Here is a 14,679-nt window from a genome sequence, read left to right on the forward strand (position 1 = left end):
CGGGCGCGTCGCCTTTGGCCTGCCTATTGGTTCATGGTGGCGAAGAAGTCCTCGTTGGTCTTGGAATCCTTCATCTTGTCGAGCAGGAACTCCATCGCATCTACGGTGCCCATCTGCATCAGGATGCGGCGCAGCACCCACATCTTGGAGAGGATATCCTTGCCCACGAGCAGCTCCTCCTTGCGGGTGCCCGACTTGCCGACATCGAGCGCCGGGAAGATGCGCTTGTCGGCGACCTTGCGATCGAGCACGATTTCGGAATTGCCGGTGCCCTTGAACTCCTCGAAGATCACCTCGTCCATGCGGCTGCCGGTGTCGATCAGCGCGGTGGCGATGATCGAGAGGCTGCCGCCCTCCTCGATGTTGCGCGCCGCGCCGAAGAAGCGCTTGGGCCGCTGCAGCGCATTGGCATCGACCCCGCCGGTGAGCACCTTGCCCGAGGAAGGCACCACGGTGTTGTAGGCGCGGCCCAGGCGGGTGATCGAATCCAGGAGGATCACCACGTCGTGCTTGTGCTCGACGAGGCGCTTGGCCTTCTCGATCACCATCTCGGCCACCTGCACGTGGCGGTTGGCCGGCTCGTCGAAGGTCGAGGAGATCACCTCGCCCTTGACCGAGCGCTGCATGTCGGTGACTTCCTCGGGGCGTTCATCGACGAGGAGCACGATCAGGAACACCTCGGGGTGGTTGTCGGTGATCGCCTTGGCGATGTTCTGCAAGAGCACGGTCTTGCCGGTGCGCGGCGGGGCGACGATCAGCGCGCGCTGGCCCTTGCCTTGGGGCGCGATGATGTCGATCACCCGCGCGCTCTTGTCCTTGACCGTGGGATCGAGCGTGTCGAGCCGCAGCTTCTCGTTGGGATAAAGCGGGGTGAGGTTGTCGAAATTGGTGCGCAGGCGCAGCGCCTCGGGATCGTCAAAATTGACCTTAACGAGGCTGGTGAGGGCAAAATAGCGCTCGCCATCGCGCGGGGCGCGGATCTCGCCCTCCACCGTATCGCCGGTGCGCAAGCCCCATTTGCGCACCTGATTGGGCGAGACATAGATGTCATCCGGCCCGGCCAGGTAATTGGCCTCGGGCGAGCGCAGGAAGCCGAAGCCATCCTGCAGCACCTCGATCGTGCCGATGCCCATGATCGGCTCGTCATAATCCTCATCCTCGGCCAGTTCGCGCAGGATCGAGAACAACAGGTCCTGCCGCCGCATGGTCGAGGCGCCCTCGACGCCCAGTTCTTCGGCCATGGCCACCAGCTCGGCCGGGGTCTTTCGCTTGAGGTCTTTAAGGTGCATCTTCGTGGTGTTCCGATGGGTTTGGGCTTGGCCGGGTGGTCAGTGCCTCTGCCGGGCAGAGGTGCCCCGGTGGGAGATGGGGCTGGGCTTGGAGAAAGCAGACCTGCCAAAGCCGCAAGGCGCGCTTTGGCAACCGGAAAAGACACCTTGGCGCATAGGCCCGGGCGCGCCCAAGGTCAATCGCGCAAATGCGCGCGCCGGGCCTAGAGGGGCTTCAAGTAAACCAGCACCACCACGAGCACCAGGATCAGCCCCGGCACCTCGCCGATCATGCGCAGCTGCTTTTCGCTGAGCGGACGCGCGCCGCGCGCCATCTTTTTGGTCTGCGCCACCAGCCAGCCGTGAAAGCCGGTGAGCGCCAGCACCAGGGTGAGCTTGGCGTGCAGCCACCCGTCGCTAAGCCAGCCCCCGGCATAGGCGAGGCTCAGCCCCAGCACCCAGACGATGATGAGGCTGGGCGTGAGGATGATCTTCCTGAGCTTGCCCATGCGCTCGGCCCACTTGGCCTCGCCCGGCGAGCCCGGCGCATGATCGAGCATGTAGATGCACTGGCGCGGCAGCATGAACAGGCCGGCGAGCCAGAACACCATGAAGATCACGTGCCCGGCCTTGAGGAAGAGATAGATCGAGGACAGGGTTTCCTGCATCTTTTCAGCCCCTCACCACGCCCAGCAGCGCCTCGACATGGGCGATCGGGGTGTGCTGGCCGATCCCGTGCCCGAGGTTGAAGACATGGGGCCGCCCGGCAAAGGCGGCGATGATCGCGCGCGCCCGCGCGGCGAGCGCCGGCCCCCCGGCCTCGAGCAGCAGTGGATCGAGATTGCCCTGCACCGGCATGCCTTCGGGCAGGCTCGCATGCGCCCAGGCCGGATCGAGCGTCTCGTCCAGCCCCACCGCATCCACCCCGGTCTCGCGCGCATAGGCAGGCAGCTTGGCCCCTGCGCCCTTGGGAAAGCCGATCACCGGCACCTCCGGGTGGCGCGCCTTGACCGCGGCGGTGATCGCGGCATTGGGGGCGATCACCCATCTTTCAAACTCGTCGGGGGCAAGGCTGCCCGCCCACGAATCGAACAGCTGCACCGCCTCGGCCCCGGCTTCGATCTGGCCGCTAAGGTATGTCACCGTCACCGCGATGATGGCATCGATGATCGCCTGCATCCGCGCCGGATCGCGATAGGCGAGAAGGCGCGCCGGGCCTTGGTCCTTCGCGCCTTCGCCCGCGATCATGTAGGTCGCCACGGTCCAGGGGCTGCCGGCAAAGCCCAGCATCGTCACCTCGGGCCCCAGCTGCGCGCGGGTGCGGCGCACCGTCTCATAGACCGGATCGAAGCGCGCAGGCGCCGGGGTGAAGTGATCGAGATCAACCTCAAGCAGCGTGGGCGAAAGCTGCGGGCCTTCCCCAGCGGTGAAGGCAAGGCCCTGGCCCATGGCATGGGGCACGATCAGGATGTCGGCAAACAGGATTGCCCCGTCAAACCCGAAACGGCGGATCGGCTGGAGCGTGATTTCGGCCGCCGCCGCGCTGTCATAGACCAGTTCGAGAAACCCGCCCTTCTCGGCGCGCAGGGCGCGGTATTCGGGCAGGTAGCGCCCCGCCTGGCGCATCAGCCAGATGGGCGGACGGGGCTGACGCTCACCCTTGAGCGTGGCAAGAAGCGGACCGGGCATGGCTCTCCTTAGATCAAATCAAATCAGATTGTAAAAGGAGGGATGAAGGGAAGTTGGCCTGTGGATTGCGGGAATTGCCGGAGCTTGCACCGCCCCGCCCCGCCCGGCCTCCCGCTCCCGATCGCTCGCGACTCTGCGCGCCGCGGTGGTCAAGCAGAGTTTATCCCCGCTCTTCCCAGCCTGTCGAAAGCGCGCCCGGCCTGTGTGCAAGGCCCGAGAGAAATGAGCGGGCAGCGGGGAGGAAAATCGCTCCCCCGCTTGTGAGACCGGCCCTCCCGTGGTTTATGCCGCCATCTGTCCACAGGCCCGCACGGGGCAAAAGCCGGCCCGCGATGAACCCGCTCAATCTCCACCTCGTATCCGATTCGACCGGCGAGACGCTGGAGATGATCGCCAAGGCCGCGCTCGCCCAGTTCGACAATCCCACCGTGGCCCGCCATTTCTGGCCGATGGTGCGCTCGCTCCAGCATCTTGACCGGATCGTGCCCGAGCTTGCCGCCCATCCGGGCCTGGTGCTCTACACCCTCGTCAATCCCGAGACCCGCCAGCGGCTCGAGGACCATTGCCGCCACCTCGGCCTGCCCGCGGTGGCGGTGCTCGATCAGGTCACCGCCGCGCTCGAGGCCCAGCTCGGCCAGGAGGCCCGCGGCCGGTCCGGGCGCCAGCACATGATGGACGAGAGCTATTTCAGGCGGGTCGAGGCGATCCAATACACCATCGCCCATAATGACGGCCTGGGCCACGAGGACTGGGAGGAGGCCGATGTGCTGCTGGTGGGGGTGTCGCGCTCGTCCAAGACCCCAACCAGCATCTATCTGGCCAATCGCGGCTACAAGGTGGCCAATCTGCCGCTGGTGATCGAAAGCCCGCCCCCGCCGGCGCTGTTCGGCCTGCGCCGCCCGCTGGTGGTGGGGCTGACCACCACCCCCGAACGCCTGATCCAGATCCGCCGCAACCGGCTCCTCTCGCTCAACGAGGCGACCGAGACCGCCTATGTCGATAATGAGCGGGTGCGCGCCGAGCTGCAATTTGCCCGGCGCATGTTTGCCGATCATGGCTGGCCGGTGATCGATGTCACCCGCCGCTCGATCGAGGAGACCGCCGCGGCGGTGATCCGCCTGCTGCAGGAACGCGCGCGCCGGGGCGAGGGCGAGCCCGGCGCCGGGGGGATCCTGTGAGCGCGGCGCGGCTGATCCTGGCGAGCGCCAGCGCCTCGCGCCGCGCGATGCTTCAAGCCGCCGGGGTGGCGCACGAAGCCATCCCCGCCGCGATCGACGAGCGCGCGTGCGAGGCCCGGCTCGGCGCCGCGCCGCCCGCGGAGGTCGCGCTCGCCCTTGCCGAGGCCAAGGCCGCCGCCATCAGCGCCGCGCACCCGGGCGCGCTGGTGCTGGGAAGCGATTCGCTGGTGGTGTGCAAGCACCGGCGCTTCGACAAGCCCAAAAGCCGCGCGGAGGCCGCGGAGCACCTGCGCTTCTTTGCGGGCGCAGTGATGGAGCTGCATTCTTCCGCCGCGCTGGTGAAGGACGGGGTGTGCATCTGGCGCCATGCCAGCCTTGCGCGGCTCCATGTGCGGCCCTTGTCCGAGGCCTTCATCGAAGATTACCTCGCGCGCGAATGGCCCGCGATCGGCCAGACCGTCGGGGCCTTCCGCATCGAGGGGCCGGGGGTGCAATTGTTCAGCCGCATCGAGGGCGATCACTTCACCGTGCTCGGCATGCCGCTCATCGCCGTGCTCGAGGCGCTGCGCGAGGAAGGGGTCTTGCTCGCATGACCCGTCCCTATGCCGAGGTGATCGGCGATCCCATCGCCCAGTCCAAGTCCCCCGCGATCCACGGCTTCTGGCTCGACAAGCTCGGGATCGAAGCGGATTACCGCGCCTGCCATGTCCGCCCGGATGAACTGGCTGCCTATCTCGCCGCGCGCCGCGCCGATCCGCTCTGGCGCGGCTGCAATGTCACCATGCCGCACAAGCAGGCGGTGATCGGCCTCATCGACGAAGTTGCCCCGCCCGCCGATGTGATCGGCGCGGTCAACACCATCGTGCCCGCGGGCGACGGGCGGCTGATCGGCACCAACACCGATGCGGCGGGCTTTCTCGAGCCGCTCGCGCACGCGCTGGCCCAAACGCACCTGTTTCGCATGGCGCGGATCATCGGCACCGGCGGGGCGGCGCGGGCGATCATCACCGCGCTGGGGCAGCAAGGCTTCACTCTGGTGGTGGCGGGCCGCGATCCGGCCAAGGCGCGCGCCCTGCTCGATGAACTTGCGCCCACGGGCGAACACCACGCCATCGACCTTGCCCATTTTGCCGCGCCCACCGATTTTGCCTTCGATGACCGCGCGGGCATCCTCGATCTCGTGGTCAATGCCTCCAGCCTCGGGATGACCGGCCAGCCCCCGCTTGCCTTCGACTGGAGCCACGCGCCCCCCGGCGCGATTGCCTATGACATCGTCACCGCCCCGCGCGATACGCACTTCCTCAAGGCCGCGCGCGCGGGCGGGCACCCGACGATCGACGGCCTCGCCATGCTGATCGGGCAGGCCGCGATTGCCTTTGAACGCTTCTTCGGCGCGGCCCCACCGCGCCAGCACGACCACCAGTTGCGCGCGATCCTGAGCCAATGACCAGACCTCTCATCATCGGCCTGACCGGCTCCATCGGCATGGGCAAATCCACCGTTGCAGGCATGTTTGCCGAGGCCGGCATTCCGGTGTTCGACGCCGATGCCGAGGTGCGCGCGATGCAGGGACCGGGGGGCGAACTTGTGCCCGCGATCGAGGCTGCCTTTCCCGGATCGACCGGGCCGCAAGGCGTCAACCGCGAGAAGCTCGGCGCCGAGGTCTTTGCCGACAAGGCCGCGCTCGCCCGGCTCGAGGCGATCGTCCACCCGGCGGTCGCCGCCCGGCGCGCCGCCTTTCTCGCGCGCCACGCCGACAAGCCGGCGGTGGTGTTCGACATCCCCCTGCTGTTCGAGCGCGGCGGGGATGCGGCGGTCGACCTTGTCGTCGTCGTCTCCGCGCCGGCCGAGGTGCAGCGCGCAAGGGTGCTTGCTCGCCCGGGGATGACGCCTCAGAAGCTCGATCACATCCTCTCGCTGCAATTGCCCGATGCCGAAAAGCGCGCCCGTGCGCACCATGTGATCGACACCGGCACCAGCCTCGAGGCGACCCGCGCCGCGGTCGCCGCGCTGATCGCCGCGCTGCCCGCGCCCTAGCTGCACGCAGCGCTTGCAAGCCGCCGCACATGGGAGGATAGTGGCGAGAATGCGGGAAGTGATCTTCGATACCGAAACCACCGGGCTTGATCCGCGCAATGGTGATCGCATGGTGGAGATCGGCTGCATCGAGATGATCGACCGGGTCGAGACGGGGCGCACCTTCCACGCCTATTTCAACCCCGAGCGCGACATGCCCGCCGAGGCCGAACGGGTGCACGGGCTTTCGAGCGCCTTTCTGGCCACCAAGCCGCGCTTTGCCGAGGTGGCCGAGGAATTGCTCGCCTTTCTCGGCGATGCGCCGCTGGTGGCGCACAACGCCGGCTTCGATTTCGGCTTTCTCAATGCCGAGCTGGAACGCGCGGGCCATGCCCCGATCGCGCTTGAACGCATGGTCGATACCGTGGCGCTGGCCCGGCGCAAGCACCCCGGGGCCAAGCTCAGCCTCGATGCGCTGTGCACGCGCTACGGGATCGATCGCAGCCACCGGGTCAAGCACGGGGCGCTGCTCGATGCCGAACTGCTCGCTCAGGTCTATGTCGAACTGACCGGCGGGCGCCAGATCGGCCTTGGCCTTGCCGAGACCGTGGTGAGCGCCAGCATCACCGCGCTCAGCCCCCATTCCACCAGCGGCAACGCGCCCTGGCATCGCCCCCCCGGCGATCGCCCGGTGCGCCCGCCGCGTCCGCACGTTGCCAGCCCGGAGGAGCTGGAACGCCACGCCGCCTTCATCGCCGGGATCGAGAACGCGCTCTGGACCCGCTGACGCCTGGGGCGGCTGCCCAAACTCATCCGGAAATCCTCAACCTTGGACGGGAGGACTGAACGATCATGGATATCCGCATTTCCGGCCACCAGATGGACACCGGCGCCGCGCTCCAGCAGCACGCCGCCGAGCGGCTCGGGGCAATCGTCGAGAAGTATTTCGAGCGTGCGCTTTCGAGCCACGTCACCTTCGCCCGCGCGCCCGCCGGGGCCTTCACCTGCGACATCGTCACCCACGTGATGCAGGGGCTGATCCTCAAGGCCCAGGGCCAGGCGCATGATGCCCATGTCGCGCTCGATGACGCGGTGGCCAAGATCGAAAAGCAGCTGCGCCGCTACAAGCGCCGGCTCAACGCCCGCCACGAGGCCGCCGATCACGCCCGCGCCGAGGAAGAGGCGGCCTATACCATCTTTGCGGTCGAGGAGGACGAGGACGAGGAGGTGGTGGCCGATGCCCCGGTGGTGATCGCCGAGACCCGGGTGGACATTCCCACCGCCACCGTGGCCGATGCGGTGATGCTGATGGACCTGCGCAACACCGGGGCGCTGTTCTTCAAAAATGCTGGCACCGGGCGGCATAATATGGTTTACCGGCGCGCCGATGGCTCGATCGGATGGGTTGAGCCAAGATAGGATCGCGAGAGGCTCGAGGCGCTCAGCCACAGCCCCGTGCCGCAAGCTGCCGGCACCAAGGTCCAGACGGCACGCAGGGGGGCCACGCCCCGGCCCGGCAGCGCAACCAACGCGGCGCCGTGCCGGATCTTCCCGCCCCCGGCGGGGCCACGCAATCGGGATTCGTGACAGGATGGATGTGAACCTTGCCCTTTCGCCGCAGGCCATCGCGGTGGCGCGGCTCGATTCCAAGCCCAAGGTGCTTGCGCGCATGGCGCAGCTCTTGAGCGAGGCCTATGGACTAGACGAGAGCGAGGTGCTCGAGGGGCTAGAGGCGCGCGAGGCCTTGGGCAGCACCGGCTTTGGCCGCGGCGTCGCCATCCCCCATTGCCGCAGCAAGGGGGTGCGCCGCCCCTCGCTCGCGGTCTTGCGGCTCGATCCGCCGATCGATTTTGCCGCGCTCGATGCGCAGCAGGTGGCGCTGGTCTGCGCCCTCGTCTCGCCCGAGAACGCCGGGGCCACCCACCTCCACGCGCTCGCCGCGATCTCGCGCCTCACCCGCGATGAGGCGATGGTGCAGATGCTCGCCGATGCCCCTGATGCCGAGGCGATCTATGCCCTCCTCACCAACCAGTTCCTGCGCGATGCGGCCTGATTCGTGCCGGGGCAGTGATGGCTGAAGCTGACGACGAGGGGCATGGCCACGGCCGGCCAAGCGGGGCCGAGGAGCATTTCCGCGCGCTCGAGCGGCTCTATGCCGCCGCGCCGATCAACCGCAAGTTTGCCAGCCGCCTCACCATTCCGGGCGAGGGCCTCGCGCGGCTGACCTTCACCGTCACGCCCGAGGATTACCACGCCGCCGGGGCGGCGCACGGCACCATCTATTTCAAGATGCTCGATGATGCCGCCTTCTATGCCGCCAACACCCTGGTGACCGATCGCTTCCTGCTCACCACCAGCTTCAACCTGCTCTTCACCCGCCCGGTGCGCGCCGGCACGGTCACCGCCGAAGGGCGCTGGGTCAATGGCCGGCGGCGGGTGTTCGTGGCCGAGGCGCGGCTGATCGATGCAAGCGGCGAGGAGATCGGGCGCGGCACCGGCACCTTCATGCGCTCGCGCATCCCGCTTTCGGGCCTTGCCGGCTATGCCGCGCCGGGCCTTGCCGGGGATTGAGGTGAGCGCGCGCCTGCCCGCGCGGCTCGAGGTCAGCGCGATTTTGCGCCTGGCCGAATCGCAGGGCGGCTTTGCCACGGTGCTCGCCCGGGGTGAGCCGGATGCCGGAACCATCCTGATTGTAACCCTGATGCGCGGCACGGGCGCGGTGCTTTACGAAAGGATGCCGCAACCGAGCGGCGCCAGGCCATATGTTGCTGCAAAGCGGCAAAGCGAGGAAAACCCGTCCGAATTCGAGGAATACCTGGCCCGCAGGCGGCGTCAGGACCCGGATGCTTGGCTGATCGAGGTGGATATCGCGGATCCGCCACGGTTCATCGCGCAATTGAACGATTGCGATTGACCGGCGGCGCCAGCAACCTACCTGCGCGCCGACTTTCGAGCGCAGGCTCGCCGCGCGGCATTCCGGCCGGGCGACGGGCACGCCAGTCGGGGAACGGCCGGCAGGCCCCATCGAACCCGCGCAGCCCCGTGGAGGGCTGGCCCTGAGAGGTTCGCGCCTGCGTCGGTGCCCGTTCACCGCACGATCTGTTTCCGTTGATGAGTCGCAAGACTGCCACTTTGGGTGCGATTGTCGCGCTCGCCCTTGCCACCACCCTGTTTCCCAGCGGCCGCGATGCCGCTGCCCTTGCCGAAGCTGCCAGCCCCACCGAGGCCCCCGCGCCCGCCCCTGAGGAGCAGGTGCCCGCCGCGCCGCGCTTCATCTCCGCGCCGGTGGTGCAGCCCCTGCCCCCGCAGGATCGCGCTGTGCCCGACCTGCCCGATGCGGCGGGCGAGGCCGGATCGCTCGAACAGCTCGTTGCCATGATCGATACCTCGGCCCCGCTTGATCCCGAGCTGCGCTGCCTTGCCGGCGCGGTCTATTTCGAGGCCCGGGGCGAGCCGCTCACCGGCCAGCTGGCGGTGGCCGAGGTGATCCTCAACCGCGCCGCCGATCCGCGCTTTCCTGCCACCTATTGCGGCGTGGTGCGGCAGAAGGGGCAGTTCTCCTTCATGCGCGGTCGGCACATGCCGCCGATCCCCACCGCCTCACCCGCGTGGAAGCGCGCCCGCGCGATTGCCGAGATCGCCCATCGCGGCCTGTGGGAAAGCCGGGCGAGCGCGGCGATGTTCTTCCACGCGCGCCATGTCAGCCCGGCCTGGCGCCATTCCAAGACCCGCCTCGCGCAGATCGACACGCATATCTTCTACCGCTGAAGGGCCTGTGGCTCAGAGCGCGATTTCGGCCCACACGGGGGCGTGGTCGCTCGCCTTCTCGCGCCCGCGCTGGGCCTTGTCCACGCCCACGGCCACCAGCCGATCGGCACATTCGGGCGAAAGCAGGATGTGATCGATGCGAAAGCCGTGGTCGCGCGGCCAGGCCCCGGCCTGATAGTCCCAATAGGTCCACACCCCGCCGCGCGGATTGTGGGTGCGCAGCGCATCGGTCCAGCCATCGGCGAGCAGCCGGGCATAGGCGGCGCGCGACTCGGGCTGCATCAGCGCATCATCGGCCATGGCCTTGGGCGACCAGACATCATCATCATGGGGGATGACGTTGAAATCGCCGAGCACCACCGCCGGCACCTCGGCGGCCCAGATCGCCGCCATGCGCTGGCGAAGCGCAGCCATCCAGGCGAGCTTGTAGGTGAACTTGGGGCCCGGCTGGGGGTTGCCGTTGGGAAGGTAGAGGCAGGCGATGCGCAGGCCCGCGACATCGGCTTCGAGATAGCGCGCCTGCTCGCCCTCGTCCTCCCCCGGCCCGGCCACACCAAGCCCGCGCTGCACCTCGGCGAGTGACAGCCCGGCCCGCGCATCGGCAAGGATTGCAACCCCGTTGAAGCCCTTCTGCCCGTGCCAGATCGCCTTGTAGCCGAGCGCGGCGATATCGGCCTCGGGGAAGCCCTCATCCGCGGTCTTCAATTCCTGCAGGCAGGCGATCGCGGGGCGGGTTTCGCTGAGCCATTCGGCAAGGCGCGGCAGGCGCGCCTTGATGCCGTTGATGTTGAAGGTGGCAATCTTCATGCGGCCCTGATGCCGCAAAGCGCGCGGCGCGTCTAACCTAAATCCCGAAGCTCGCCCCGCAGCCGCAGCCCGAGGCGGCCTGGGGGTTTTCCACCCGGAACGCCGCCCCGCCGAGCGATTCGACGAAATCGACCGTGCTGCCGGCGATGAGATCGAGGCTGACGGGATCGACCACCAGCCTCACCCCATCGGTCTCGCTCACGCTGTCATCGGGCGCCGGGGCATCGGCCAGCTCGAACTTGTATTGAAAGCCCGAACAGCCCCCGCCTTCCACCGCAAGGCGCAGGATCGGCGGGCGCGACTGGCGCGCGGCGATCGCGGCGACGCGCCTTGCCGCGGCAGGGGTGAGGGTGAGCGGGGCAGCGTTCATTCCGATGATCTAGGGTGCCCGGGCCGGCTGCTCAAGGGTCAGCCCGCCTGGATATAGTGGCGCAGCGCCTCGGCCTCGTGCTGCACCTCGTCGATCTTGTGCTTGACGAGATCGCCGATCGACACGAAGCCGATGAGCTTGCCCTCCTCGACCACCGGGAAGTGGCGGAAGCGGCGGCGGGTCATCATTCCCAGCGCCTCATCGACGGTAGTCGAAGGGGCCACGGTGATCGCCGGCGAGGTCATGATCTCGCTCACCGGCTGGTCGAGGCAATCGCGGCCCTTTTCGGCGAGGCAATAGATCACGTCACGTTCCGAGACGATGCCGACCACCCGGCCCTCGCGCAGCACCGGCAGGGCGCCGATGCGGCGGGTGGCAAGCAGCGCCACCACCTCGCTCACCGGGGTGGCGCAATCGCAGGAAATGATCTCGGCCGGGCCGCGCCGGGCAAGGATTCGGGCGATGGTCATGGCGGGCTTCCTCTCTCTCGTGGGCGCCAAGATTGCCACGATTCCGGCCAAAAGGCGAATCCGCGCGGCGCTGCGGGCGGGCGGGCACTTGCACCGCGGGCAAGGGCCCTTGCGCGCATCGAGCGTTGCCAAGCGCCGCGGGGCGCGCCATGGCTGCGGGGTGACGCAGCGCAAGTCCCCGCTCGAGGATCCCATCAATGCCGCCCATGCCTGGGCGCGCTATCGCCGCATCATGCGCTGGCTTCTGGCGGCAACGGTGCTCACCGTGGGGCTGGCCATGGGCCTGCTGTTTGCCTTCAACGGCATGATCTCGGTGCATTTCTACATCGCCGTGGCGCTCGGCATCAGCTTTACCATGCTGCTTGGCGGCGGGCTGATGGGGCTGGTGTTCCTTTCCCACGGCACGGGCCACGACGAATCGGTCGACAATCACCTGCCCGCGCGGGACGAGGTGTGGCTGCCGCGCCAGGATTGATTTCACGCGCCTAGGCGGGCGGGGTCAGGCGATATTCGGCCACCGGCACCCCGCCGATGAGGTGTTCCTGAATGATCCGCTCGAGCACCGCGGGGCTGCACGAGTGGTAGAAAACCCCATCGGGCCAGACCACGGCGACCGGCCCGGCGGCGCAGATCTGCAGGCAATCCACCTTGCTGCGCTGCACCCCGCCGCGCCCCTGCTGCCCCGCCTCACCCCCGCGCCGCGGGCCGACGAGGCCCAGCTCCTTGAGGCGCGCCTTCAGGAACTGCCAGCTCTCCTCGCCCGCCGCGCGGGTGCAGCACTGCTGCTTTTCCGACAGGGCGCACAGCATGATGTGCCGGGTGATGCCGCTGCCGCGCGCCGCATCGCCATAGTGGCGCGCCAGCGCGGCGCGGGCGGCGGGCAGTTCCTGGCGGCTCACTGGCGCTTGTCCGCCTTGAGCCAGCGGGCGAGCCAGGCGAACACCGTCTCGTGCCATTGCAGCGAATTCTTCGCGCCCAGCACCCAGTGGTTCTCATCCGGGAAGACCAGCAATTGCGCCGGCACCCCGCGGCTCTTGAGCGCGGTGTAGGCGCCCAGGCCCTGGGTGTAGGGGACGCGGAAATCCTTCTCGCCCAGCACCACCAGCATCGGGGTTTGCCACTTGCTCACGTGATTGGCCGGGTTCCAGCGCTCATAGGTTTCGCGCGCGGCCTCGTAGGTGCCGCCGAAATCCCAGTGCGGGAACCACAATTCCTCGGTGGCATAGGCAAAGGCGCGGGTGTCGAACAGGCCGTTGTGGTTGACGAGGCAAGAAAAGCGATCGGGCCATTGCCCGGCGATCCAGTTGATCATGTAGCCGCCATAGCTCGCCCCGAGCGCGCAGGCCCGGCTGCCATCGATCTGCGGGTCGAGCGCCAGCGCCGCCTCTAGGCCCCGTTGCAAGTCCTCGAGCGGCTTGCCGCCCCAATCTTCGCGGATGGCATCGGTGAAGGCCTGGCCATAGCCGGTCGAACCGTGGAAATCGATCGATATCACCGCATAGCCCTGGCTGGCAAAGACCCGCGGGTTCCAGCGGCTTGACCAGGCATCGTTGAACGAGCCTTGCGGCCCGCCGTGGATGAACAGCAGCGCCGGGATCGGCCCGGTCTGATCGGCAAGGCGGGTGATCTGGCCCCACACCTCGGCCCCGCCCGCCCCGGTGAAGCGCAAGCGCCGGGTGATGATATTGGCCATGGCCCCCATGCGGGTGGTGGCAATATCGGTGAGCGGGCGCGCCTGGCGGGTGCCTTGCGCGAGGAACAGCTCGGGCGGATTCCCGAGCGAATCGCGGGTGAAGATCAGCCGCCCGCCGGGCAGCGCTGCCAGGTTGGCGATATGCGCTTCCGTCCCGGCGATGAGATCAAGCTCCTCCACCTTGCCGCTGGCGATGTCGATGCGGAAGGCCGGGGTGTCGAGCACCTTTTGCGCGGTGGCGATCAGGCTCTTGCCATCCGCGCTCCAGGCAAGGCTGGCAAAGCTGAGATCGACCGCCTCGGTCAGCGCGCGCTGCGTGCCGGTTTGAAGATCGAGCAGCTGCACCACCTGGCGATCGGCTTCGTATCCGGGCCGCGCCATCGCCAGAAAGGCAAGGTGGCGCCCATCGGGCGAGACCACAGGGGCGGTGTCGCTCGCGCGGTTGGCGGCGGTGAGATTGCGCGGTGCGCCGCCGGACAGATCGGAAACATAGATGTCGAGGTTGGTCGAGGTCGGCTCATCCGCATCGGCAAGCCGCGCGGTGAAATAGAGCGCGCTGCCATCGGCGGCAAAAGCGATTTCCTCACCCCCGCCGAAGGGCATGGTCGGGCTGTCGGCGGTGATGCCGCTTTCCGGATCGCGCCCGTCGGCAGGCACGCCGTCGCCCACGGCCACGCCCTCGGCCAGCGGATAGACGAAGATGCGGTTGTGGATCCCCGGGCTGGCCCAGCGATCCCAGTGGCGCACGAAGCCCGTGGTGCTGTCATAGAGCCGCCCGCTGCCGGGGCCGGGCAGGTGCGCAGGGGCCATGTCCGGGCAACCGAAGCGCGGGCAGGCGCGCGGCACCGCGCCCCACACCGCGATCGCCCGGCCATCGGGGGAGAGCTTGAAGCCCTCGACATCGGCCTCGACCTCGGGGGTCACCGGCGTGGGCGCGCCGAGCGTGCCGTCCTTGGCAAGGCTCGCCCGCCACACCCGGCTGCGTGGGGGCGCGGTGCTCTCGGCCCCCGGCAGGTTGCGGCTCGAGAGGAAATAGAGCGCGCCGTCAGCGCCGAAGGCGAGGCTCGCGGCGCCGGGGCCAAGATCGAGCGCGATCGGGGCGCTGCCCGGGCGGGTGAGATCGATGAGGTAATGCGCCTGGCTGCGCGCGAGGCTTGCAGGATCGGTGAGGGTGACGCTGAAGACCGCGCGCGTGCCCTCGCGGTTGACCGCGGGGGCACCGAGCCGCGGCAGGGTGACGAGATCGCGCGCGCCCATCGGCGCGGCGGGCTGTTCTGCCGGCGCGGCGGGGGCGATGGTGTCGCCCGTCTCTGCGGCGAGCGGGGCGGGAAGGGCGAGGGCGGCGGCGACCAGCGCGCCGAAAGCGGTGATGTGACGCATGGGCGCGGGACTACTCCCCTCGCCCCGGCAATGCCAGAGC

19 protein-coding genes are annotated in these 14,679 nt (G+C 68.5%); 11 read left to right on the top strand and 8 right to left on the bottom strand.

Annotation, left to right across the window (positions count from 1 at the left end):
- Positions 1 to 23: 23 nt before the first annotated feature.
- The 3 genes from rho to hemE all read right to left on the bottom strand — a co-directional run bounded on the left by rho (position 24) and on the right by hemE (position 2,957).
- Positions 24 to 1,289 carry a transcription termination factor Rho gene (gene rho, locus G524_RS0108050; RefSeq protein WP_027443256.1) on the bottom strand — a complete coding sequence of 422 codons (1,266 nt, stop codon included), beginning with the start codon at positions 1,287 to 1,289 and terminating at the stop codon, positions 24 to 26.
- A gap of 203 nt (positions 1,290 to 1,492) precedes the next feature.
- Positions 1,493 to 1,936 (bottom strand): CopD family protein, encoded by a 444-nt coding sequence (locus G524_RS0108055; protein ID WP_027443257.1) that lies wholly within the window; start codon positions 1,934 to 1,936, stop codon positions 1,493 to 1,495.
- A gap of 4 nt (positions 1,937 to 1,940) precedes the next feature.
- Positions 1,941 to 2,957, bottom strand: coding sequence for a uroporphyrinogen decarboxylase (gene hemE / locus G524_RS0108060; RefSeq protein WP_027443258.1), 1,017 nt, complete (start codon positions 2,955 to 2,957; stop codon positions 1,941 to 1,943).
- A gap of 332 nt (positions 2,958 to 3,289) precedes the next feature.
- Here hemE and G524_RS0108065 point away from each other — a divergent pair, with 332 nt between their 5' ends.
- The 10 genes from G524_RS0108065 to G524_RS0108110 all read left to right on the top strand — a co-directional run bounded on the left by G524_RS0108065 (position 3,290) and on the right by G524_RS0108110 (position 9,919).
- Entirely contained in the window at positions 3,290 to 4,135 is an 846-nt protein-coding gene (locus tag G524_RS0108065; protein ID WP_027443259.1) for a pyruvate, water dikinase regulatory protein, read from the top strand.
- Positions 4,132 to 4,728 (top strand): Maf family protein, encoded by a 597-nt coding sequence (locus G524_RS0108070; protein ID WP_084625104.1) that lies wholly within the window; start codon positions 4,132 to 4,134, stop codon positions 4,726 to 4,728. The genes G524_RS0108065 and G524_RS0108070 overlap by 4 nt, the downstream gene beginning before the upstream one ends.
- Positions 4,725 to 5,582: a shikimate dehydrogenase gene (gene aroE / locus G524_RS0108075; protein WP_027443261.1), complete on the top strand. Its 858-nt coding sequence runs from the start codon at positions 4,725 to 4,727 to the stop codon at positions 5,580 to 5,582. The genes G524_RS0108070 and aroE overlap by 4 nt, the downstream gene beginning before the upstream one ends.
- On the top strand, positions 5,579 to 6,172 hold the full coding sequence (gene coaE, locus G524_RS0108080; protein ID WP_027443262.1) for a dephospho-CoA kinase: 594 nt from the start codon (positions 5,579 to 5,581) through the stop codon (positions 6,170 to 6,172). The genes aroE and coaE overlap by 4 nt, the downstream gene beginning before the upstream one ends.
- Before the next feature lie 49 nt (positions 6,173 to 6,221).
- A complete protein-coding gene (gene dnaQ / locus G524_RS0108085) occupies positions 6,222 to 6,938 on the top strand; it encodes a DNA polymerase III subunit epsilon (RefSeq protein ID WP_027443263.1) in 717 nt (238 codons plus the stop codon).
- Between the two features lie 65 nt (positions 6,939 to 7,003).
- Positions 7,004 to 7,570 carry a ribosome hibernation-promoting factor, HPF/YfiA family gene (hpf, locus tag G524_RS0108090; protein WP_027443264.1) on the top strand — a complete coding sequence of 189 codons (567 nt, stop codon included), beginning with the start codon at positions 7,004 to 7,006 and terminating at the stop codon, positions 7,568 to 7,570.
- A 172-nt stretch (positions 7,571 to 7,742) separates the two neighbouring features.
- Positions 7,743 to 8,204: a PTS sugar transporter subunit IIA gene (locus G524_RS0108095; protein ID WP_027443265.1), complete on the top strand. Its 462-nt coding sequence runs from the start codon at positions 7,743 to 7,745 to the stop codon at positions 8,202 to 8,204.
- A 17-nt stretch (positions 8,205 to 8,221) separates the two neighbouring features.
- Complete coding sequence (locus G524_RS0108100) at positions 8,222 to 8,722, top strand: PaaI family thioesterase (protein WP_027443266.1); 501 nt, start codon at positions 8,222 to 8,224, stop codon at positions 8,720 to 8,722.
- A gap of 1 nt (position 8,723) precedes the next feature.
- Positions 8,724 to 9,065 carry a DUF1491 family protein gene (locus G524_RS0108105; RefSeq protein WP_027443267.1) on the top strand — a complete coding sequence of 114 codons (342 nt, stop codon included), beginning with the start codon at positions 8,724 to 8,726 and terminating at the stop codon, positions 9,063 to 9,065.
- A gap of 197 nt (positions 9,066 to 9,262) precedes the next feature.
- The gene (locus tag G524_RS0108110; RefSeq protein ID WP_027443268.1) at positions 9,263 to 9,919 is read left to right on the top strand and encodes a cell wall hydrolase; all 657 of its coding nucleotides are present in this window, start codon (positions 9,263 to 9,265) and stop codon (positions 9,917 to 9,919) included.
- A gap of 12 nt (positions 9,920 to 9,931) precedes the next feature.
- On the opposite strand, the gene xth is transcribed toward G524_RS0108110, so the two are convergent.
- Genes xth through G524_RS0108125 form a run of 3 tightly spaced genes read right to left on the bottom strand, consistent with a single transcriptional unit; the run spans position 9,932 to position 11,566 of the window.
- Positions 9,932 to 10,726, bottom strand: a complete 795-nt coding sequence (gene xth, locus G524_RS0108115) for an exodeoxyribonuclease III (protein ID WP_027443269.1) — start codon at positions 10,724 to 10,726, stop codon at positions 9,932 to 9,934.
- Between the two features lie 37 nt (positions 10,727 to 10,763).
- Positions 10,764 to 11,096, bottom strand: coding sequence for a HesB/IscA family protein (locus G524_RS0108120; protein ID WP_027443270.1), 333 nt, complete (start codon positions 11,094 to 11,096; stop codon positions 10,764 to 10,766).
- Between the two features lie 38 nt (positions 11,097 to 11,134).
- Positions 11,135 to 11,566, bottom strand: a complete 432-nt coding sequence (locus G524_RS0108125; protein ID WP_027443271.1) for a CBS domain-containing protein — start codon at positions 11,564 to 11,566, stop codon at positions 11,135 to 11,137.
- A 160-nt stretch (positions 11,567 to 11,726) separates the two neighbouring features.
- On the opposite strand from G524_RS0108125, the gene G524_RS0108130 reads away from it, so the two are divergent.
- Positions 11,727 to 12,041 carry a hypothetical protein gene (locus G524_RS0108130; protein WP_027443272.1) on the top strand — a complete coding sequence of 105 codons (315 nt, stop codon included), beginning with the start codon at positions 11,727 to 11,729 and terminating at the stop codon, positions 12,039 to 12,041.
- A 10-nt stretch (positions 12,042 to 12,051) separates the two neighbouring features.
- On the opposite strand, the gene G524_RS0108135 is transcribed toward G524_RS0108130, so the two are convergent.
- Positions 12,052 to 12,465, bottom strand: coding sequence for a (2Fe-2S) ferredoxin domain-containing protein (locus G524_RS0108135; protein WP_027443273.1), 414 nt, complete (start codon positions 12,463 to 12,465; stop codon positions 12,052 to 12,054).
- Positions 12,462 to 14,639 (bottom strand): dipeptidyl-peptidase 5, encoded by a 2,178-nt coding sequence (locus G524_RS15325; protein WP_036857638.1) that lies wholly within the window; start codon positions 14,637 to 14,639, stop codon positions 12,462 to 12,464. Before G524_RS15325 ends, G524_RS0108135 begins: the two co-directional genes overlap by 4 nt.
- Between the last annotated feature and the right edge of the window lie 40 nt (positions 14,640 to 14,679).

It is taken from the genome of Erythrobacter cryptus DSM 12079, from assembly GCF_000422985.1.
Lineage (GTDB): Bacteria > Pseudomonadota > Alphaproteobacteria > Sphingomonadales > Sphingomonadaceae > Erythrobacter > Erythrobacter cryptus.

What these genes read in the sequence shown, in the direction of transcription:
- rho (WP_027443256.1), bottom strand. Translation starts at nt 1,289, where the DNA reads ATGCACCTTAAAGACCTCAAGCGAAAGACCCCGGCCGAGCTGGTGGCC.
- G524_RS0108055 (WP_027443257.1), bottom strand. Translation starts at nt 1,936, where the DNA reads ATGCAGGAAACCCTGTCCTCGATCTATCTCTTCCTCAAGGCCGGGCAC.
- hemE (WP_027443258.1), bottom strand. Translation starts at nt 2,957, where the DNA reads ATGCCCGGTCCGCTTCTTGCCACGCTCAAGGGTGAGCGTCAGCCCCGT.
- G524_RS0108065 (WP_027443259.1), top strand. Translation starts at nt 3,290, where the DNA reads ATGAACCCGCTCAATCTCCACCTCGTATCCGATTCGACCGGCGAGACG.
- aroE (WP_027443261.1), top strand. Translation starts at nt 4,725, where the DNA reads ATGACCCGTCCCTATGCCGAGGTGATCGGCGATCCCATCGCCCAGTCC.
- coaE (WP_027443262.1), top strand. Translation starts at nt 5,579, where the DNA reads ATGACCAGACCTCTCATCATCGGCCTGACCGGCTCCATCGGCATGGGC.
- dnaQ (WP_027443263.1), top strand. Translation starts at nt 6,222, where the DNA reads ATGCGGGAAGTGATCTTCGATACCGAAACCACCGGGCTTGATCCGCGC.
- hpf (WP_027443264.1), top strand. Translation starts at nt 7,004, where the DNA reads ATGGATATCCGCATTTCCGGCCACCAGATGGACACCGGCGCCGCGCTC.
- G524_RS0108095 (WP_027443265.1), top strand. Translation starts at nt 7,743, where the DNA reads ATGGATGTGAACCTTGCCCTTTCGCCGCAGGCCATCGCGGTGGCGCGG.
- G524_RS0108100 (WP_027443266.1), top strand. Translation starts at nt 8,222, where the DNA reads ATGGCTGAAGCTGACGACGAGGGGCATGGCCACGGCCGGCCAAGCGGG.
- G524_RS0108110 (WP_027443268.1), top strand. Translation starts at nt 9,263, where the DNA reads ATGAGTCGCAAGACTGCCACTTTGGGTGCGATTGTCGCGCTCGCCCTT.
- xth (WP_027443269.1), bottom strand. Translation starts at nt 10,726, where the DNA reads ATGAAGATTGCCACCTTCAACATCAACGGCATCAAGGCGCGCCTGCCG.
- G524_RS0108120 (WP_027443270.1), bottom strand. Translation starts at nt 11,096, where the DNA reads ATGAACGCTGCCCCGCTCACCCTCACCCCTGCCGCGGCAAGGCGCGTC.
- G524_RS0108125 (WP_027443271.1), bottom strand. Translation starts at nt 11,566, where the DNA reads ATGACCATCGCCCGAATCCTTGCCCGGCGCGGCCCGGCCGAGATCATT.
- G524_RS15325 (WP_036857638.1), bottom strand. Translation starts at nt 14,639, where the DNA reads ATGCGTCACATCACCGCTTTCGGCGCGCTGGTCGCCGCCGCCCTCGCC.